Source organism: Ruegeria sp. I3 (assembly GCF_056532525.1).
The window spans coordinates 199,156-219,629 of record NZ_JBQFNI010000004.1 but is presented as its reverse complement, the minus strand read 5'-3'; the positions used below and the strand labels follow the sequence as shown (position 1 = coordinate 219,629).

Annotated in this window: 18 protein-coding genes; 6 read left to right on the top strand and 12 right to left on the bottom strand. The window is 56.3% G+C overall.

Annotated elements, in window-relative coordinates; all coding sequences use genetic code 11:
* The first annotated feature begins 66 nt into the window (after window positions 1–66).
* The 6 genes from ftsH to ACR0L9_RS13295 all read left to right on the top strand — a co-directional run bounded on the left by ftsH (window position 67) and on the right by ACR0L9_RS13295 (window position 6,763).
* Window positions 67–1,983 carry an ATP-dependent zinc metalloprotease FtsH gene (gene ftsH, locus ACR0L9_RS13320; protein WP_170424311.1) on the top strand — a complete coding sequence of 639 codons (1,917 nt, stop codon included), beginning with the start codon at window positions 67–69 and terminating at the stop codon, window positions 1,981–1,983.
* A 95-nt stretch (window positions 1,984–2,078) separates the two neighbouring features.
* Window positions 2,079–2,654: an MOSC domain-containing protein gene (locus tag ACR0L9_RS13315; RefSeq protein WP_480895840.1), complete on the top strand. Its 576-nt coding sequence runs from the start codon at window positions 2,079–2,081 to the stop codon at window positions 2,652–2,654.
* A 166-nt stretch (window positions 2,655–2,820) separates the two neighbouring features.
* The gene (locus ACR0L9_RS13310) at window positions 2,821–4,497 is read left to right on the top strand and encodes a formate--tetrahydrofolate ligase (RefSeq protein ID WP_170397376.1); all 1,677 of its coding nucleotides are present in this window, start codon (window positions 2,821–2,823) and stop codon (window positions 4,495–4,497) included.
* A 57-nt stretch (window positions 4,498–4,554) separates the two neighbouring features.
* Window positions 4,555–4,860 (top strand): chorismate mutase, encoded by a 306-nt coding sequence (locus tag ACR0L9_RS13305; RefSeq protein ID WP_170404363.1) that lies wholly within the window; start codon window positions 4,555–4,557, stop codon window positions 4,858–4,860.
* Window positions 4,861–4,913: 53 nt separating this feature from the next.
* Complete coding sequence (folD, locus tag ACR0L9_RS13300; RefSeq protein WP_480895839.1) at window positions 4,914–5,804, top strand: bifunctional methylenetetrahydrofolate dehydrogenase/methenyltetrahydrofolate cyclohydrolase FolD; 891 nt, start codon at window positions 4,914–4,916, stop codon at window positions 5,802–5,804.
* A gap of 329 nt (window positions 5,805–6,133) precedes the next feature.
* A complete protein-coding gene (locus ACR0L9_RS13295; RefSeq protein WP_480459686.1) occupies window positions 6,134–6,763 on the top strand; it encodes a LytTR family DNA-binding domain-containing protein in 630 nt (209 codons plus the stop codon).
* Between the two features lie 3 nt (window positions 6,764–6,766).
* Here ACR0L9_RS13295 and pdeM read toward each other — a convergent pair whose 3' ends face one another.
* The 12 genes from pdeM to ACR0L9_RS13235 form a co-directional block, all read right to left on the bottom strand.
* Window positions 6,767–7,429: a ligase-associated DNA damage response endonuclease PdeM gene (gene pdeM / locus ACR0L9_RS13290; protein ID WP_170596986.1), complete on the bottom strand. Its 663-nt coding sequence runs from the start codon at window positions 7,427–7,429 to the stop codon at window positions 6,767–6,769.
* A gap of 40 nt (window positions 7,430–7,469) precedes the next feature.
* Window positions 7,470–9,881: a ligase-associated DNA damage response DEXH box helicase gene (locus tag ACR0L9_RS13285; protein WP_480895838.1), complete on the bottom strand. Its 2,412-nt coding sequence runs from the start codon at window positions 9,879–9,881 to the stop codon at window positions 7,470–7,472.
* A gap of 49 nt (window positions 9,882–9,930) precedes the next feature.
* Window positions 9,931–11,238 carry an ATPase gene (locus ACR0L9_RS13280; protein WP_170397365.1) on the bottom strand — a complete coding sequence of 436 codons (1,308 nt, stop codon included), beginning with the start codon at window positions 11,236–11,238 and terminating at the stop codon, window positions 9,931–9,933.
* Window positions 11,239–11,354: 116 nt separating this feature from the next.
* Entirely contained in the window at window positions 11,355–11,900 is a 546-nt protein-coding gene (locus ACR0L9_RS13275) for a prepilin peptidase (RefSeq protein ID WP_170564705.1), read from the bottom strand.
* Window positions 11,901–11,903: 3 nt separating this feature from the next.
* A complete protein-coding gene (locus ACR0L9_RS13270; protein ID WP_170397362.1) occupies window positions 11,904–12,755 on the bottom strand; it encodes a tetratricopeptide repeat protein in 852 nt (283 codons plus the stop codon).
* A 30-nt stretch (window positions 12,756–12,785) separates the two neighbouring features.
* Window positions 12,786–13,328, bottom strand: a complete 543-nt coding sequence (locus tag ACR0L9_RS13265) for a tetratricopeptide repeat protein (RefSeq protein ID WP_370644360.1) — start codon at window positions 13,326–13,328, stop codon at window positions 12,786–12,788.
* A 52-nt stretch (window positions 13,329–13,380) separates the two neighbouring features.
* Complete coding sequence (locus ACR0L9_RS13260) at window positions 13,381–14,358, bottom strand: type II secretion system F family protein (RefSeq protein ID WP_170397360.1); 978 nt, start codon at window positions 14,356–14,358, stop codon at window positions 13,381–13,383.
* Between the two features lie 11 nt (window positions 14,359–14,369).
* On the bottom strand, window positions 14,370–15,338 hold the full coding sequence (locus tag ACR0L9_RS13255) for a type II secretion system F family protein (protein WP_480895837.1): 969 nt from the start codon (window positions 15,336–15,338) through the stop codon (window positions 14,370–14,372).
* A gap of 12 nt (window positions 15,339–15,350) precedes the next feature.
* Window positions 15,351–16,790: a TadA family conjugal transfer-associated ATPase gene (locus ACR0L9_RS13250; protein WP_480895836.1), complete on the bottom strand. Its 1,440-nt coding sequence runs from the start codon at window positions 16,788–16,790 to the stop codon at window positions 15,351–15,353.
* A gap of 17 nt (window positions 16,791–16,807) precedes the next feature.
* Window positions 16,808–18,040, bottom strand: a complete 1,233-nt coding sequence (locus tag ACR0L9_RS13245) for an AAA family ATPase (RefSeq protein WP_170397347.1) — start codon at window positions 18,038–18,040, stop codon at window positions 16,808–16,810.
* Between the two features lie 201 nt (window positions 18,041–18,241).
* Window positions 18,242–18,868, bottom strand: coding sequence for an OmpA family protein (locus ACR0L9_RS13240; protein ID WP_480570887.1), 627 nt, complete (start codon window positions 18,866–18,868; stop codon window positions 18,242–18,244).
* A gap of 17 nt (window positions 18,869–18,885) precedes the next feature.
* Window positions 18,886–20,292, bottom strand: a complete 1,407-nt coding sequence (locus tag ACR0L9_RS13235) for a type II and III secretion system protein family protein (protein WP_170397343.1) — start codon at window positions 20,290–20,292, stop codon at window positions 18,886–18,888.
* Between the last annotated feature and the right edge of the window lie 182 nt (window positions 20,293–20,474).

Below are 20,474 nucleotides of genomic sequence, written 5' to 3'. Positions count from 1 at the left end.
TCCTCTCTATTTTAAGGAACAACCCCGGCAGGTCCCCACCTGCCGAAACCTTTCGGGAGATTTTCCTTGGGCAACGCTCGCAACATCGCCTTCTGGGTCGTTCTGTTTCTGCTGATCCTGGCACTGTTCAACCTGTTCAGTGGACCCAGCGGGTCGCTTCAGAACAATGAACGCACCTATTCCGAATTCGTCAGCGCCGTGGACGCCGGAGATGTCACCAGCGTGACGCTGGATGGCGAACAAATCCGCTATCGCACGAATGAGAATCAGGACTTTGTCACCATCAAACCCACCGATGCCGAGGTGACGAAGCTGCTGATCGACAAGAACATCCCCGTACGTGCTGAAAAACAGCAGCAGTCGGGTTTCCAGTCGTTCCTGATCACGCTGCTGCCCTTCCTGCTGCTGATCGGCGTCTGGGTCTATTTCATGAACCGGATGCAAGGTGGCGGCAAAGGCGGCGCGATGGGCTTTGGCAAGTCTAAGGCCAAGATGCTGACCGAAAAGCATGGCCGCGTGACCTTTGACGACGTTGCGGGCATCGATGAAGCCAAGGAAGAACTGGAAGAGATCGTGGAATTCCTGCGCAACCCGCAGAAATTCTCACGACTCGGTGGCAAGATACCAAAAGGTGCGCTGCTTGTTGGCCCTCCGGGTACTGGTAAGACGCTGCTGGCTCGCGCCATTGCAGGTGAGGCGGGCGTGCCGTTCTTTACCATTTCGGGCTCGGATTTTGTTGAGATGTTCGTGGGTGTTGGTGCATCGCGTGTGCGTGACATGTTCGAACAAGCCAAGAAGAACGCGCCTTGTATCGTTTTCATCGACGAAATTGACGCCGTAGGGCGCCATCGTGGTGCTGGCTATGGCGGCGGTAACGACGAACGCGAACAGACCCTCAACCAGCTGCTGGTCGAGATGGACGGGTTCGAGGCCAATGAAGGCGTGATCATTCTGGCGGCCACCAACCGTAAGGACGTGCTGGACCCTGCGCTGCTGCGTCCGGGCCGGTTTGACCGCAACGTGACCGTTGGCAACCCCGATATCAAAGGGCGTGAGAAGATTCTGGGCGTTCACGCCCGCAAGACACCACTGGGCCCCGATGTCGATCTACGCATCATCGCGCGCGGCACGCCGGGCTTTTCGGGTGCCGATCTGGCGAACCTCGTGAACGAGGCAGCTTTGATGGCCGCGCGTGTGGGTCGTCGCTTTGTCACCATGGAGGACTTTGAGAACGCCAAAGACAAGGTGATGATGGGGGCCGAGCGCCGTTCGATGGTGCTGACGCAGGACCAGAAGGAAAAAACTGCCTATCACGAGGCCGGCCATGCCGTTGTGGGTCTGGAACTGCCGCTGTGCGATCCGGTCTATAAGGCGACCATCATTCCGCGCGGTGGTGCGCTGGGTATGGTTGTGTCACTGCCCGAAATGGATCGTCTGAACTATCACCGCGATGAGTGTGAGCAGAAGCTGGCCATGACTATGGCAGGCAAGGCCGCCGAGGTGATTAAATACGGCGAAGATCACGTGTCGAACGGCCCTGCGGGCGATATCATGCAGGCCAGCCAACTGGCGCGCGCCATGGTGATGCGCTGGGGCATGTCGGACAAGGTCGGCAATATCGATTATGCCGAGGCGCATGAAGGCTATCAGGGCAATACTGCCGGTTTCTCCGTTTCCGCTCATACCAAAGAGCTGATCGAAGAAGAGGTGAAGCGCCTGATCCAGCAAGGCTATGAGCGCGCGCACAAGATCCTGACCGATAAGAACGAGGAATGGGAGCGTCTGGCGCAAGGTTTGCTGGAATACGAAACCCTGACCGGCGATGAGATCAAGCGCGTCATGAATGGCGAACCGCCCACCGAAAGCGATGATGAGGGCGACAGCCCCGATGAGGGCAACGCCCCCAGCGTGACTGCCATCCCGAAGACCAAGTCCAAGAAATCGCCGCCAGATGGCGGGATGGAACCAGAACCCACCGCATAATTGCAAAACCCGGAGCCAGCCTCCGGGTTTTCTCTTTTCATCAGGGCGTTGCCGGGCATTATGCCTACAAACCTGCAGATGAATGGGGGCATCTCATGCCGTTCTTATGTGAAACTGAATATTCGGCCGAGGTGGTATGGCTGGGCCATGTGCCAGCAGGCCAGTCTTTGCGGGCCAAGCCTGTCAATGTTTTGGACCTGAGCTTCGATGGCGTTCAGGGGGAACGGCATCAGGGGCTCAATCGGGCGTCCTGTGTTCGGGTAGCGAATCTCTATCCAAAGGGCACCGAGATCCGGAATGTGCGGCAACTGTCAGTGCTGTCGGCAGAGGAATTGGGTGATATTGCGGCTGAGATGGAGTTGGCAACGCTTGATCCGTCTTACCTTGGGGCTTCGATTGTCCTGAAGGGCATTCCCGATTTCTCTCATATCCCTCCATCTTCGCGGTTGCAGGCCGAGCGCGGTTTAACGATCACTGTGGACATGGAAAACGCCCCCTGCGTTCTTCCGGGCCGTGAGATCGAGGCGGATCACACTGGTTACGGGGCGGCATTCAAACCTGCGGCCAAAGGGCGACGCGGGATAACGGCTTGGGTCGAACGCCCGGGGGCTCTGAAACGCGGCGACAAGATGCAATTGTTTGTGCCGGATCAGCCCCTTTGGAACCCATAGGTTCAATCCGTTTCCGATTTGCGCATTACGATTTCTCGCAACGCCGTTTCGCGGCATGAAAATGTCGGAATCCTTAGCCATCAGAGTTGTGTACGTCAGTATATGTTGCGCAGCGCCGACGCCCGTGCGTCGGTTTTGCACGGAATTCAATCAGGGACCCTGCCCAATGAGCTACAAATCCGACATTGAGATTGCCCGCGAGGCGAACAAAAAGCCGATTCAGGAAATCGGCGCGAAGCTGGGTATCTCCAGCGATGATCTGCTGCCTTACGGCCATGACAAGGCCAAAGTCAGCCAGGACTTTATCAACTCGGTACAGGACCGCGAAGACGGCAAACTGATCCTGGTGACCGCGATCAACCCAACCCCCGCAGGTGAAGGCAAGACCACCACCACCGTAGGTCTGGGCGACGGCTTGAACCGCATCGGCAAGAACGCGATGATCTGTATCCGCGAAGCTTCGCTTGGCCCGAACTTCGGCATGAAGGGCGGCGCCGCAGGTGGCGGTTACGCGCAGGTTGTTCCGATGGAAGAAATGAACCTGCACTTCACAGGTGACTTCCACGCCATCACCTCGGCCCACTCGCTGCTGTCGGCGATGATCGACAACCATATCTATTGGGGTAACGAGCAGGAAATCGACACACGCCGCGTTGCATGGCGCCGCGTCGTCGACATGAATGACCGTGCTCTGCGTCAGATCACGGCGTCTCTGGGCGGCGTGTCGAATGGTTTCCCGCGTGAAGCAGGCTTTGACATCACCGTGGCGTCCGAAGTCATGGCGATCCTCTGCTTGGCAAACGACTTGAAAGATCTGGAGAAGCGTCTGGGCGACATTATTGTTGCTTACCGCCGCGACAAGACCCCGGTTTACTGCCGCGACATCAAGGCAGAAGGCGCTATGACGGTTCTGCTGAAAGACGCTATGCAGCCGAACCTGGTGCAGACGCTGGAAAACAACCCGGCCTTCGTCCACGGCGGCCCGTTCGCGAACATCGCGCACGGCTGTAACTCAGTCATCGCAACCAAAACCGCTCTGAAAGTGGCCGACTATGTTGTCACCGAAGCGGGCTTTGGTGCTGACCTCGGTGCCGAGAAGTTCATGAACATTAAGTGCCGCAAGGCGGGTATTGCTCCGTCGGCAGTGGTACTGGTTGCCACCGTGCGCGCGATGAAAATGAATGGCGGCGTGGCCAAGGCTGACTTGGGTGCGGAAAACGTTGACGCTGTGAAGTCAGGTTGTGCCAACCTGGGTCGCCACATCGAAAACGTCAAATCCTTCGGTGTTCCGGTTGTCGTCGCGATCAACCACTTCGTCACCGACACCGATGACGAAGTTCAGGCGGTCAAGGACTACTGCGGCGAGCATGGTGTTGAGGCAATCCTGTCGCGTCACTGGGAGCTGGGTTCGGATGGCTCTGCGCCTCTGGCCGAAAAAGTTGTCGAAATCGTCGAAAATGGTGCCGCGAACTTCTCACCGATCTACCCAGACGACATGTCGCTGTTCGAGAAGATCGAAACCATCGCCAAGCGTATCTATCGCGCCGACGAAGTTCTGGCCGACAACAAGATCCGCAACCAGCTGCGCGAATGGGAAGAAGCAGGCTATGGCAACCTGCCGGTCTGCATGGCGAAAACACAGTACTCGTTCTCGACCGACCCAACCCTGCGTGGCGCGCCCACCGGCCATTCGGTTCCGGTGCGTGAGGTGCGCCTGAGCGCCGGCGCTGGTTTCATCGTCGTTGTCTGCGGTGAGATCATGACCATGCCCGGTCTGCCGCGCAAACCGGCCGCCGAAACCATCTGCCTTAACGACGCAGGTGAGATCGAGGGCTTGTTCTAAGCGCTCAAATAAGACATCTCGTGGTCCGGGGATATCCCCGGGCCGCAGGAGACCAAAATGCCCACTCTGATACCTCCGCAAGACTGTCATTCGATGCAGGAATTGCGGCCTCAGATCGACAAGCTGGACCGCCAATTGATTGGATTGCTGGTAACGCGCGCAACCTATATCGACCGCGCGTCGCAGCTGAAACCCGGCGAGGGCCTGCCCGCCCGCATCCCGGAACGTGTCGAAGATGTGGTGCAGCGCGTCCGCAAGAGCTCGGATGAGTTGGGTATGGACCCCGATCTTGCCGAAAAGCTCTGGCGTATACTGATTGATTGGTCGATTGCCCGCGAAGAACGCGTGCTCGGCCCAGACTGAAGAAACGGGCGCCTAGTGCGCCCGATCCGTTTTGTGAAAGAAGGGATCAAAGAATGGTAGCGCAGGTTATCGACGGAAAGGCCTTTGCCGCCAAAGTGCGCGCGCAGGTGGCTGACCAGGTTGCAAAGCTGAAAGAAGAGAACGGCATCACCCCCGGTCTGGCGGTGGTTCTGGTGGGCGAAGACCCGGCCAGCCAGGTCTATGTCCGTTCTAAGGGCAAGATGACCGTCGAGGTCGGCATGAACTCGTACGAGCACAAGCTGGATGTGGACACGTCCGAGGCGGACCTACTGGCGCTGATTGACAAACTGAACAATGACCCTGCGGTGCACGGCATTCTGGTGCAACTGCCGCTGCCCAAGCATCTGAACGAAGATCTGATGATCAACACGATCGATCCGGCAAAGGATGTGGACGGGTTCCACATCTCGAATGTGGGCCTGCTGGGAACAGGTCAGAAGTCAATGGTGCCGTGCACTCCGCTGGGCTGTCTGATGATGTTGCGCGATCACCACGGCTCTTTGTCCGGCATGGATGCTGTAGTGATCGGTCGGTCGAACATCGTGGGTAAGCCGATGGCGCAGTTGCTTCTGGGCGACAGCTGCACCGTGACCATCGCGCATAGCCGCACCAAAGACCTTCCCGATGTTGTGCGCCGTGCTGATATTGTGGTCGCCGCAGTTGGTCGCCCCGAGATGGTTCCGGGTGACTGGATCAAGGAAGGCGCAACCGTGATCGATGTCGGCATCAACCGGATCGAACGCGACGGCAAGAACAAGCTGGTTGGCGACGTTGACTACGCCACTGCGGCAGAACGCGCTGGTGCGATTACCCCTGTTCCCGGCGGAGTTGGCCCTATGACGATCGCCTGCCTTCTTGCGAACACGCTCACCGCGGCTTGCCGCGCAAACGGCTTGCCTGAACCGGAAGGCCTGACTGCCTAATTGCAACCTCCGGGTTCAATTCGGGCGCAAGGTCAATGATTGAATTGGCCGGAGAGCGAAAAGCTCTCCGGCCTTTTTCATTAGATTAGGATATTTATATAACTACATCTTGACTTGACCTGGCGTCGGTCGGTGATAATCCTTCTATTCCAGCCGTTTAAGGGGTTATAATCCTGTCTGTTCGTGTTTCATGGTTTTGCCTTTGGCGAGGTGCGTTACCTGGTATGATGAAGCTGAGTCCGATCTTCTCGTTAGTAAGCCTTCAACGGTTAGTGGCGGGCCTCGTTTTTATTCCTTTATTGGCGTATTCCTTTGCCCCCTTTCGGGATATGACACTGCCATTCAGTCAGCGGATGGTGTTCTGGACAGGTGTTATGCTGCTCGCGCTTGCAGCGACTTGGTCGGCTGGAAAGCTGGTACGCGAACGGCTCAATCGATCAGGATTGCTGGTGCGTGATTTTGCCTTCGTCCTGTTGATCCTGACATTGTTTGCCCCATCGCTGTGGTTGCTGACCTGGATTCTGTTCACGCTAAATGGATTGATGGCACCGGGCATATTGAAAGTCGCCCCTTATGGTCTTCTCTTCGCCACCGGACTTTTGCTGGTGCGTCAGCGGGAAGAAACCGCAGCACCGCTATACGAACCCAGACCACGTCTTTTCAATCGTTTGCCTGCCAAGTTCGAGGGGCAGGTTTATCGGTTGACCGTGCGCGATCACTATGTCGACGTGGTCACGTCCGATGGCACGTTTACAATCCGCTCGCGCTTTACCGACGCGATTGCCGAGATGGAGCCGGTACAAGGCCATTGTACGCACCGTTCACACTGGGTTGTGGATTCGGCGATTGTTGGGGTCGAAAAAGAAAAGGGAAAATCCTTTTTGCACCTCAGCAACGGCGATCAGGTTCCTGTCAGCAGGAAATACAAGCAACAGCTCGTGGACGACGGGTTGCTCTAGAACCTATCGGGGCATCGGGATGAGTTGAGGCTGCGCACCGGTCAGAATTGCCCGCGCATCCGGTGCCATGATGCCGCTCAGAGCCTCTGCTGAACTGCGCAACCCCCCAGTGTAAGCGCCATAAGCTGGAAGGATCAGACGTGATTGATCCAGCAAAAAAGCCGGGCGGGTGATCGAGCGCCCTCGGGCATTCAGGTTAACTTTGGGGTGGTAGTGGCCCGAGATTTCACCTGCGCTGTTTTGCTGGGCGATATGGCGAAAAATCAGATCGTGGCAAGCCCACTCGGACAGATGTGTGCCGCCCATTTCTACCGGGCCGGGGTCATGGTTCCCTTCAATCCAGATCCAACGCCGCCCAGCCTGCATTGCTGTGATCTGTTGCCTATCCTCGGCAGCCAACGCGCTCGAGGCATCGAGATCGTCAAAGCTGTCCCCCAAACAGATGACCGTCGTGGCACCGGTACGGGCAAGATCACTTGCCAATCGGGTCAATGTTTCGCGGCTGTCATACGGCGGCAAGGTCGGGCCGCCTCTGCGGGCGATCCGTTCGGATTTGCCTAAATGCAGATCGGAAACACAGAGCAAGCCCTGTTCCGGCCACCATAGTGCGCCCGACCCAAGCGCAGTCAGGTCTTGGCCGGAAAATGAAAACGCGATCTTGTTCATGATCCGTTCTTCATACGATTTTGCGGAGCGCGCAAGTGGTTTATGCCGGTTGCAATCCGGCGGCCTGCAGTAAACGGGCACTTTCTTCCGCAAGCAGGCGTTCCTCGGCTTCGCCCTTGACGGGGACTTTGCCAACTTCGAGGAACAGAGGCGCCGCCAGGGGTGAGACGCGGTCTAGCCGCAGCAGGTCAATCCGGTCTCCGATCCGGGCGACCATGGCTTCGATCCGTCCGAAATCGACCAACCCGCGCATGGCCTCTTCGCGGGTGATTTGCATCAGCAGATGGTCAGGATCGTATTTCAGCAAGGTGTCATAGAGGATATCTGACGAAAATGTCGCCTGCCGACCACTCTTGCGCTGCCCACCAGTGTTGCGTTCGATCAACCCCGCGATTGTGGCCGAAGCACGAAATGTGCGTTTCATCACGGCGTTACCCGCCAGCCAAGTCTCCAATCCTTCTCGTAGCGCGTCCAACTGAAATAGTGGGCGCGGATCGGTCACCGCATCCAGCCCCCAGATTAAGGTGGCATAGTCAGTGGCTACAAATCCCAGCGGCGCAAGGCCGGTTTCCTCCATGCGTTTGGTCAACAGCAAGCCCAGCGTCTGTTGCGCATTGCGGCCGGCAAATCCGTAGACGCATAGATGCTCGCGCCCCCTGTCAGGGAAGCTCTCAATCAACAGGCGGTCACTTTGCGGCAGGCGTGATATCTCGCGCTGAAGACCCAGCCATTCGGCAGTATGTCCGGGCAGTTGAGGCCAATCCGGCTGTGCGAACATCCGTAGGATTCGGTCGCTCAGCTGGGTGGACGTGGCGAACTTAGTACCCGAAAAGGTCGCGATCTTGGGCTTGCGGTCAGCGCGGCGGCTGACCTCGACCACCATCTCTCGCAGACCCTCATAGCGGACGATCTGACCACCGATCAGAAAGGTATCACCAGGGGTTAGCGAGGCCGCGAATCCCTCCTCTACCTCACCCAGAGGCTTGCCCCCGCGATTGCGCTTAAGCCGAACCTTCAGCGTGTCGGTGTCCTGAATCGTGCCAAGGTTCATGCGGATACGCTGTGCCGCCCTCGGGTCGCGCAATTGCCAGGCTCCATCCGGACGCTGCTGTAGCCTCTGCCACCGATCATAGGCTCGCAGGGCATATCCACCGGTGGCGCAGAATTCCAAACAGGCATCGAATTCAGCACGGGTGATCTGCGCATAAGGCCCGGCAGCCGTCATTTCGGCGTAGAGTGCATCTGCATCAAACGGTCCCGCTGCGGCGGCGATCAGAATATGCTGGCACAAAACGTCCCTGGGTCCTGGCCCGCGGGGGTCGCCATCCAGATCATGTTCTTGCACAGCTTCCAGTGCAGCAACACATTCGACCACTTCGAACCGGTTGGCTGGGACGAGAATAGCTTTGGAAGGGGCATTGTAGCGGTGATTTGCGCGCCCGATCCGCTGCACTAGCCGCTTGACGTTCTTCGGCGCGCCGATCTGAATCACCAGATCCACATCGCCCCAGTCGATCCCCAGATCGAGGCTGCCGGTGCAGACAATTGCCCTCAGATCACCCCTGACCATCGCAGCCTCGACCCGTTCGCGTTGTTGCCGATCCAGGCTGCCGTGGTGAATGCCGATGGGCAGAGCGTCGTCGTTGGCGAGCCAGAGGTTGTGAAAGAAAATCTCGGCCTGCGCCCGAGTATTGTGAAAGATAAGTGTCGTCTTGTGCTTTTTGATCTGCTCCATCACAGCGGGGATGGAATAGGCTGCGCCACCGCCCGACCATGGCGGCATCTCTTGTGTTTGCAGCATCGAGATATCGGGGTCAGGGCCGGGATCAGCCTGAATAACTCGGCAAGGATCGGGATTGCGGGCTAGAAATCGTGCGATGCCTTCGGGGTCTTCAACCGTGGCGGACAAGCCTACGCGGCGCAGATCGGGGCAGAGTGTCTGCAATCGTGCCAGCGCCAGCATCAATTGATCCCCCCGTTTGCTTTCTGCCAGTGCATGTATCTCGTCGACAACAATGCGCTGGACCCCAGCAAACATGCGCGGAGCATCTTCGTATGAAGTAAGTAACGCCAGACTTTCGGGCGTGGTCAGCAGGATATGTGGAGGATCGGCGCGCTGGCGTTTCTTCTGCGTGGCCGATGTGTCGCCGGTGCGATCTTCGATCCGAATTGGTAGGCCGATTTCCTCGACGGGAACGCGCAGATTTCGCCTGATATCCGCTGCCAGCGCCTTTAGAGGAGACACATAAAGCGTGTGCAATCCGTCATGCTGCCCCTGCGCCAACTCGGCCAGGGAAGGCAGAAAACCGGCCATGGTTTTGCCGCCACCAGTTGGAGCGATAAGAAGGGTCGCGGGATCATTCGCCCGCTCAAACATTTCCTGCTGATGCGGATGAATCGACCAGCCTTTGTTCGAAAACCAGTTTTGGATTGCCGGGGGAATCTGCACCATCCGGCAAACCTAGCGCAGCCCTCAGGCCATGGAAACCAGGACAAGGGGATCAGTGAATGATCTTTTCTTCCTTCACGAACATGTTGGCCCAGGCTCGGTCGATCAGGTCCGGACTCATCTGATACGGGATACCCTCAAACTCGCAGATTGAGATCATCTGGTCGATCAGGAAGATCGGCTGATAGTTGGCGTAGATGTTGTTGATGGTTGGGTATTTGACCTTCAGCAAATGCACCAACGCCGCCTCGTCTAGTGGCATACCGCGCTTGCGGGCGACCATGGCAAAGATCTTCAGGAAATTCTCTTGGTTCGGGCCGTCGATTTTGATCTTGAAGAAAATCCGGCGCAGGGCCGCTTGGTCGAAAATCTCATTCGGGTGGAAGTTGGTCGAAAATATAACCAGCGTGTCGAATGGTACTTCGAACTTCTCACCCGATTGCAGGCCAAGGATATCCTTGCTTTCTTCAAGCGGAACAATCCAGCGGTTGATCAGGGCCTGAGGGGGCTCTGCCTGACGTCCAAGGTCGTCCACGATGAAGATGCCGCCGGTGGATTTCAGCTGCAGAGGCGCCTGATAAGTACGCGCAGTGGGGTTGTAGACCAAATCCAGCATGCTCAGTGACAGTTCACCACCAGTCACAACGGTGGGACGTTCGCATTGAACATAGCGAGTGTCGAACCGCTTGCGACGGCGCAGACTGTTGGGATCGTCCTCTTCTTGCTCGATCGCGGTGTGCACGATCGGGTCGTAGACCGTAATCACCTGACCGGCATATTCGATTGCGCGCGGAACATAGACGTTGTCCCCCAAAGCATCACGAATGCCGTTCGAGATCGAGGATTTACCATTGCCCGGAGGGCCATACATCAGAATTGAGCGACCGGCGCTGACCGCCGGGCCCAGATGATCCAGCAGGCTGTCGGGCAGAACAAGATGGCCCATCGCGCCGGTTAGCTGGTCGCGGGTGACTTGAATGTTGCGGATCGACTGGCGCTTGACCTGCTCGCGGTAAACATCGAGCGGCACCGGCATCGCACCGAAATATTCAGACTGGCTCAACGCGTCCAACGCCCGCGCTTTGCCCGCATCGGTCAGCTGATAGCCCATTTCATTGCCGGAGTTGGCGTTCAGAGTCCCGGTCGCTTCAAGCAGTTTCTGCTCGCGTGCGATATCAACTAGTTCCTGTGTCACGGACCCGGGCAGACAGATGGCACCCGCGATTTCGCTGACCGTATCCACGTTCTTGCGAAAGACGGTCTTCAACAGAATGTCCCGCATCATCACCAGCGGAAGTTGCATTTCTCCCAGGCCTTTAGGGGCAGGGGGGGCAATCACAGAGGAGGTCTGCATATTCATGAGCGGGGCTCGTCCATCCAAAAATCACGCAAAAGGCCCTTGCGGGGCCGCTTTGGAAGAATTTGGCGCGGATTTGTGGCAGGACAAAGGCGCGGGCAAGGCGCGCTGATGATTGTTCACGATCCGTGGATTATGCCCAAAATCAAATAAACAACGAGGCTGCCAGCCAGCGTCAGACCCATAGGGAACTGTTTGCCGCGATCCCAGCTTTCCCAATGTGGCGCGATCTGGCGTAGCCGGGTGTATTTCGCCAGCCGGTGGGCAAAGAACGCTCCCAGCAGAGTTGCCGTCAGAATCACCATGACCCACATCAGGTCACCGACCCAGACAAACGCTGCGGCTGCGGCACAGAACTTCGCGTCTCCGGCCCCCATCACCCCAGCTGCATTTAGCACGATGCCGATAACAAGAACGACAACCATGTGAAGCAGCTGCCATCCGTAGACAGGCAGGGTCAGGGTTAACGGCCCGATGTTGCCGGGGATCCACGGACCGGACCACGGTGGCAATGCGATAAGCCCGACGATGAGATAAACAACCGCCAGCGCGATGACCGCGTGGTTCTTGATCCGCATCTCACGCATATCCGTAAAGGCAACGTAGAAACAGATCGGCAGAACAAAAGGTAGAAACCAGGCCGCCGCTGCCGCTGGTATGATCATGGATCAGGCGTCCTCAAGGGCCCGAAGCGAGCGGACCGCCTCGTCATAATGCTGCGGGTGGGTGGAAATCGCCTCGCGATAGAGGTTCTTGGCCAGGTTGATATTCCCCTGTTTCACGGCTGAAATGGCCATGGTGTTCAACAGTTTCGCCCGTTCGGTCTGCGTCATTGGGACAACAGGGACGCTGTAGTTGCCTTGCGCGCTGCGCGCCAGAACAAGGTTGTTCTTGGCGGTGAACATAGAATTGTCCTGCCTAATGGCGTCGGTAAACAGCCGCTCGGCTTCCGCATATTGCCCGCGCGTTAGTTTGGAATAGCCCCAGTTGTTCATGACTCCGGCAGGGCGGGTCGTCAGGCCCACCGCGGTTTCGTAGTAATGGTCGGCGCGATTCCAGTCTTTTTTGGCATCTGCCACCAGCGCTTCAAGCCGATACCGTTTAAAGGTTTCATATGTAGGGGGGATCTTGTCCAATGTCGCCTTTGCGCCGTCCCAGTTGCCGCTGCGAATCTGCGCATCAGCGTATTCGACACGGTCGGCGTTGTTGGCCCCTTTCATGCTCAGCACTCGTTTCCACGCGGCGGAAGCTTCAGTGCTGCGCTTGGCACGGGTCAGCGTGATCGCTAGTCCTCGTTGCAGGTCGATGCGGTCGGGGTTCTTGGCGGCCGCACTTTGGAAATAGGTCACCGCCTCATTGGGATCGGCCGCATTCAGCATCACGTCATTCAGGTTGGTCTCGTCGATAACGTTCACTTCCTGAAAAGTACGTTCAACCTTTTCCTCTTCGGTTTCCTTTGCGCAGGCGGCCAAAACCAGCCCGCACGCCAGCATCGTCGGAATCAAGAAGGGTTGGCGCATTTTTGTGCGTCCTTTACTGCTCTGCCTCTATTACTGGATTTTACGCAGAACAAATTGCCCGTTGCCGCGCTGCTCCAGTTCAAATTCTTGTTCTTGAGGGGTATTATTAACAGGATTTTCCATTTTTGCGAGTGCTAACCGCAGATTGTCGCGGATTGCGTCACTTTCGCCATTGTCCAGCGCATAGGCTCTGCGGAACATCTGCGCGGCTTCGGCATATTCGCCCGTTTCCACCAAGAAGACACCCAGGTTGTTCCATGCCACAGGCCACTCGGGATCGTCCTCGACAGCACGACGCAGTAGCGGTTCAGCTTGGCCAATCCGGCGCAATCCCAAATTAGCTGTCCCAAGCGAAGTCAGGATTTGCGGGGTCATACCCTGTTGCAACGCGGCACGGGTGAAGGATTCAAGTGCAAGCTCATATTCGCCCGCCGCCATCAATCGGTTTCCGACGGTCACCTCATCTACCGCAGGCCCATCTGGGTCGACGCCAGGGGCAAACGGATCGTCTGTCGCGCCTGTTTCAGTGCAAGAGGCCACCATGGTGAAAACCATGGCGGCCTGAATTGTCATACGAAGGTGCCAACAACCTGATTTGGCAACCCAGCGAAGAAGCGGGAAGGCGTTATCGGTTTCCAAACTCCATAATACCTTTTGCCGAAGGTCCAACAAGGATGACCAGCAGAGGAGGGACGGTCAACATCATTGTCGCAAGGGTCATTTTGGTTGGCAACTTATTCGCTGCCTCTTCGGCGCGCATCACGCGTTTGTCACGCATTTCATCGGCATAAACCCGCAAAGCTTCGGCAATGGAGGTCCCGAATGTCGCTGATTGGATCATCACGGTGACGAATGCGCTAACGTCCTGAACGCCGCATCGCGTCGCGAAGTCGCGCAAAACGGTGTCCTTTTCTTTACCGGCTTTCATTTCGTAGGCGACAACCTCGAACTCAAGCGCGATGTCTGGGTAAGATGCTTTCATCTCAGACGCGACCCGTACAATGGCCTGATCCAAGGACTGCCCGGCCTCGACGCAAACCAACATCAGATCGAGCGTATCAGGGAAACCATTTACGATCGCTTCCTTGCGTTCCTCTACGCGCCGCGTGATCCAGTATTTGGGCACGAAGTAACCCGCAATACCAGGTCCCAGAACGCGAATGAGGATTTGTGTCGAGTCAAATTCCTGATCGCCCGCAAACACGGTAACCAGCGAGACGCCGATCAGGATTCCGATTATGCCCAATGCGAACTGAGCGAAGTGATAGAAACGAACCGCGTCCTTGGACTGATAGCCGGCTTGCCTCAACTTGAGTTGAACGGCGGTATACTCTTCTTCGTTCTTTGGTTCGAGAAAGTTGGCGAACTTCTCAAGCTGTTCGTTCCGGCTGGCTGTTCTGAGACGCTCCTTCTTTTCTTTCTTGTTGTTTTTTGGCGGTGAATTTGACCGCTGCAACTTCTTTAGTGGGTCTTCCGGCTGGTTCAGCATCAGCGGGATTGTGACCAGGATCATGAACAATCCCAAAACGCCCACGACAATCAGCGGACCGAATTCACCCAAGTTCTGCTTCAACAGCTCATTGATCTGGTTCAAAAATTCCATCTTTGGGCCTCTTAAACCTTAATGTCGGTCAGGATACGCATGACGATCAGGTTCAGGGTCAGCGTGATGCCGACAAAGAAACATGCCGGAATGAAAAGCGGATCGTCGATTACGGCGTCGTAGTAGTTCGGGTCCTTAACCATGATGAACAGAAGACAGGCGACCGGGAAACCCGACAGGAATTTGCCTGACCATTTGGCTTCTGCGGTGATGGCGCTCACCCGGCGGAACAGTCGGAAACGTGCGCGGATCACCTTGGCCAATCCGGCCAAAATATCGGCAAGGTTACCCCCCGATTGCTGCTGGATCGAAACGGCGACAGCCAAAAACCGAAGATCCTGCATATCCAGCCGCTCTGCCATGTCCTTGAGTGCTTCACCGACATCCCGGCCATAAGCGGATTCATCCGAGATAACGCCGAACTCTGTCGCAAGGGGGTCCTCGACCTCGTTAGCAACGATTTGGATCGAGGAAACAAATGGGTTTCCGACGCGAAGTGACCGAACCATCAGTTCCACCGCGTCGGGCAATTGTTCTTCAATCAAGGCCATACGTTTATTGGCTTTGTTATTGACCCAAGCGTACACCGCTCCGACCCCGATCGCGACCGATAGAGCCGCCCGAAGCGTCGGTTCGGTCGCTGTTCCTACGCTCAAACCTACAAAAGCCAGCCCTGAAACCAGTGCCATGATCACAATCAACTGCCGAGGAGAGAAGGCGATCGCCGCCTTCTGCGCCTTGTCCGCCAAAAGCGAGTAGAGCGGTATGCTCTGCGATTTCATGTGCTGCTGCATTTCCTTGCGCAGCTGCTCCAGTACTTGCTCGCGCCCGACGCCCTTATCGATCATGTCCAGCCTGCGATTGACGCGGCTGTTCAGGCTGATCGATTTTCCGAATGCGACGAGATAGATACCTTCGACCAGGGCAAAGACCCCGACGAAAATCACGATGTAGATGAGCGCCTCGACAGGCAGTTGCATATCTTGGTTCTCCTACATCGTGGTTGGATCGTAGATCGAGGCGGGCAGATCGAAGCCCCACAGACGGAAGCGCTCGGAATAGTGGCTGCGCACACCTGTGGCGGTGAAATGACCGATGATCTTGTTGTCGGGGGTCAGGCCAACACGTTGAAATTTAAATATTTCCTGCATCGAGATGACGTCACCTTCCATGCCGGTAATTTCGGTGATTGATGTCATCCGGCGCGAACCATCCTGCAGACGGCTGGCCTGAACGATCAGATTCACAGCCGACGAGATCTGGCTGCGGACCGCTTTGATCGGCATTTCGATCCCCGCCATGGCGATCATGTTTTCAAGACGCGAGATACCGTCACGGGCCGAGTTGGCGTGGATCGTGGTCATTGATCCGTCGTGGCCGGTATTCATGGCCTGCAGCATATCGATCACTTCGGCGCCACGGGTCTCGCCCACGATGATGCGGTCGGGGCGCATCCGCAGGGCGTTTTTCAAACAATCGCGCGGACTGACCTCGCCTTTGCCTTCAACGTTGGGCGGACGGCTTTCCATCCGACCCACATGGGTCTGCTGCAGCTGAAGTTCCGCGGTATCCTCAATGGTCAGAATGCGCTCGGCGTCGTCGATAAAGCTCGACAGCGCGTTCAGCGTTGTCGTTTTACCGGAACCGGTACCGCCCGAAACAATGATATTCAGACGAGTCGACACGGCGGCTTGCAGATAGGCTGCCATTTCTTCGGTAAACGCACCGAAATTGACAAGATCGTCGATGCCGAGCTTGTCTTTCTTAAACTTACGAATGGAAACAAGCGAACCATCCACCGCGATCGGCGGCACCATCGCATTGAAACGTGAGCCATCAGCCAAGCGGGCGTCAACATACGGGTTGGATTCATCGACACGGCGACCAACGGCAGAAACGATCTTGTCGATGATCCGCATCAGGTGCTTTTCGTCTTTGAACGTGATGTCGCTAATCTCAAGCTTACCGGCCCGTTCGACAAAAATCTGCTGGGGGCCGTTGACCAGAATATCGTTGACCGAGTCGTCTTGTAGCAGCGCTTCCAGCGGCCCGAGACCCGTGACCTCGTCATAAAGCTCTTTGTTTAGCTGGCTGCGGTCTTCACGGTTCAGAACGATGTTGCGGGCTTCCAGAACTTCGCTGGCAATCGCGCTGATTTCTGTCCGCAGCTCGGATTCTTCAGCTTTTTCAAGGGCTGCGAGGTTCAGGTTTTCAAGAAGCTCACGGTGCAGCTCAAGCTTGATTTCGCCCAGCCGTTCCTTGCGTTTGCGTTCCTTGTCGTTTCCAACAACTTCTGCTGCCTTTTTCTTGACCGGCTTGCGCGCAATTGCGTTGGCAGCTGGTGCCGCAGCTGCCGCTGCCGGGGCCTCGACTATCGACGCCTGGGTTTCAACCGGCTGCGCCGAAGGCTGTTTTTTGTATCTTGAAAACACGGCAGCTCCCCTTTGAGTTATGCGGCTTCGGCGTCACTACTGCCAAGGCTATGAAGCGATTGAGCCAATTTGGCGATTTCCCGGCGCAGCGGGTTCTTGGCCGCTGAATTTGCCAGCGGTAAACCGTGGTCGCCGCTTTGCATGACGGGTTTGCCGCCATCGGGCAGAAGCAAATCAATGGAAATACCCAGACTTTCGCCCATACGTTTCACCCGGCTTTTACCGTTGAGATCGGTAAATTTCGGAGCCCGATTCATAGCAAACCGCAGTTTGTTGAAGGGTAATTCTTCGGCCTGCAGTGCCCGTTTCAGACGCAATGCGTTCTGGGCCGAGCGCATATCCAGCTCAAGCAACGCAAAATAGACATGGGCGGCCTGCAGAACCGTTTCTGACCAGTGAACAAGTGTTTTTGGCATGTCTATGACGACATAATCAAAATTCGCGCGTGCGGTGTCGATCACTCGCTGAATGTCCTCAGGCGTGATGATGTCCAGCGGCACCATGTCAGATGGTGCCGTTAGAACTTGCAGCTTCTCTTCAAACGTCTGGAGCGCTTGTCCAAAGGAGTCTTCGTCCATCGAATCCGTGTCTGAGAGCATTTCGAACACGGCTTCATGACGAGGCAGATCCAAATAGGTCGAAACAGTGCCGTATTGCAGATCCAGGTCGATCAGGCACACTTTCGGGGCTTCTTTGGCTGAAACCGTTACAAGTTCCCATGCCAGATTGACCGCCATGGTTGTAGAACCGACACCACCTGCCAGACCCTGTACGACAAAAAGCGCCCCTTCTTTCGAGGAGCCGTTCGTCGCAGTAGGCGCTGCTTGTGGTGCCACAACCGGATCGGGTTGTTGCATACGATCGATTGCTTCCTGAAGTTCATTTTCGGGAAGCGGGTAGGGGACAAACTCGTCCGCACCTCTGCGTAGCAGCTGATGCAATGCGGCAGGGGTGACATCCTCGGCGATCAAGACAACTTTGATGCCTTTTTCCTTGGCCTGAGTGATGATCTCACCCATCAGTGTCAGGTTGTCTTCATCATCGCCGTCCAGCGCCAGCGCTACAAATTGAAGCGTCTTGGCTTCGGGTTGGCTAAAGAACGCAAGCGCTTCGGCAAATCCAAGATCACCCCAGCGTTCGCCCAGCGCAGCTTCCATATCCTCGATCAAAAGGTCGAAGTTCTGGACATCACGGCTGATGGTACAGGCCAAAATGGCGTTATTATCGTCTTGCGGCGTCGCGCTTGTCATTAACACAATCCTCATCGAGAGGGCTGAGCAAACCATTTGAACGCGAGAAGATTCAGTTCTGGTATGCTGTCGCCCGATGCGGTCGATTTTGGCCGCAGGTCACCCAATTGTTCACAAAGTGGCTTGGAAGTTAGGCAAGAATTGGGCGCAAAAGAACCAATTGTAGGGAAATGGGCGACAATGCCGCCCATTTTCGGTATATTAGTTGTCGGTGCCGCCGGCGTCTTCTTGCCGTTGGATATAGCTTTGCGGGATCGCGCTTGAGATGTATTCGCGATAGATCACGTCCGCATATTTTCCATCCAGAATATTTGGATGCCGGTCGAAGAAGCCGGATACCTCGGTCACTGTCCGCCGATTGCGTCGATCCCGATCTTGGGTGGCAACCAACGGCCTGGATTTACCAAAAGAAACAACGGCTTCCAACCGTGAGCGCGATATTCCTTGTCGTGTCAGGAATGCAACGGCGGCATTGGCGCGGCGCTGGCCCAATCGCTTGTTATATGCCTCAGAGCCAACGGCATCCGTGTGCCCATAGACACGGAACCGCGCCTCGGGGAACTGTTTGATCCAGGCCGCCTGCTGCAACAGGATTCGTTGCGCCGAAGCGTCCAATTGCGCGCTATCGAATGCAAAGTTGATCTGTGTTGGCACCTCGGCAGCGAAACGCCGCGCGAGGATCTGGCCATACGTCAACTCACCATTCATGACCTGAATGTTGTTCAGTGTAGCGTTACCAAACGTGCCCTGATCGATTTCGTACCCGGCCTCGCGTGTACAACCGGCGACAGCAACCGAAAGACCCAGTGTGATGATCCACTTTTCCATTGGTTCTATCCTCTCTATCAGTCCAGCACGTAGCCGTAAGAGGTGCCAAAATCCTGATTGGCAACTTCAGAGGCTGCACCATTTCCGGCGCGTTCAGTCCGAGAGATCTTGCCGTTTACGAACAGATCGAACTCGCTGGGCGGTTTCACACGATCGGTCGGCAGGGCAAGCGCCTCGCCACGAGTGGGCGACACCAGATGCGCGGTAATGATGATGATCAATTCACTCTGCTCACGCTGATACTGAGCGCTCCTGAACAACGCGCCCAATACAGGCACATCGCCAAGCCAGGGAACCTGGCTGTTCAGATCCGTGAAATCATCCTGGATTAGGCCCGCAATGGCAAAGCTCTCACCGTCGCGCAACTCGATGGTTGTCCGGGTTTGACGCGTGATGAAGCTGGGAACATTGTCGCCGTTGATCGTGAAGTTCGCACTCTGGTCGATGCTCGATACTGATGCACCCAGTTCCAGGTTGATCAGGTTGCCATCGACGACGCGCGGAACAAACAGCAGCTGTACGCCAAACTGACGATACTCAATCGCAACGACACCGTCGCCTTGGGGTACTGGGATTGGTACCTCACCACCGGCAAGGAACTCCGCCTCTTGGCCAGACAGTGCAGAAAGATTCGGTTCTGCCAAGCTGCGAACCAAACCCTTGGTTTCAAGGGCTTCCAAAAGCAGTCTAACCTGTGTCGACCCCGCGCCGAAACCGAAGAGAATGGCACCAGAATTTGTCTGAACAAACGGGATGTTGTTCGCCAGTGCGTTGTTCAGTGCGCCCTGGTTATTCAAGGAATTGAAGCCCGCAGTGGTGTCGCCACCGCCAAAGCCCAACGATGCCGACAAGTTTTTGGCTACAGAGCGGTTCATTTCCGCAAAGCGCACTTTCAGCATGACCTGCTGCACGCCACCGACATTCATCAGGTTCGATACACGTTCAGGGGCATACCGTTCTGCCAACTCAAGCGCACGCGCCAGTTTGGCACTGCTGGAAACTGTTCCTGACAAGACGATCCCATCATTGGCGGTCCGAACCTCGATTCGCTCACTGGGAAGAATCTGACGCAAGCGTTCTTTGAATTCCGAAACATCAGGGGAAACACGCACACGCACGTTGGTAATCAGATTACCCGCGCCGTCGAACATTGTCAGGGTGGTTGTACCCGGTGCCCGACCGAGAACATAGATAGTGCGGTCCGACAGGGTCGAAATATCCGCTATGCCTGCGTTAGCAATGCTGATGTCTGCGAACGGCTGTTCGCTCTCCACCACGATTGCGCGATTTACGGGGACATCCAGCGTTTCCGCCGTACCCTTTTTAACCACGCGAAGATTTTGGGCCCAAGCGGCATCGCCGATTGGGCTCACAACTAGCGACAACCCCAGCAGGGTTGCGCTGATCCAGGAACGTATTGTCATGTGACCTGCCTCTCCGATCACCACTCGATTTTTTTTGGGTCTTATGCCCTATGCTATGAAACCCTGCGACAGAACCAGATTTATTGCAATAATCAATGGTTTCTGGAAAGTTCCTTATGTGGATTATGCGCAACAACACAAAGAAAGAGACCGCGCAAAATGCGCGGTCTTTGTCTCGTAAA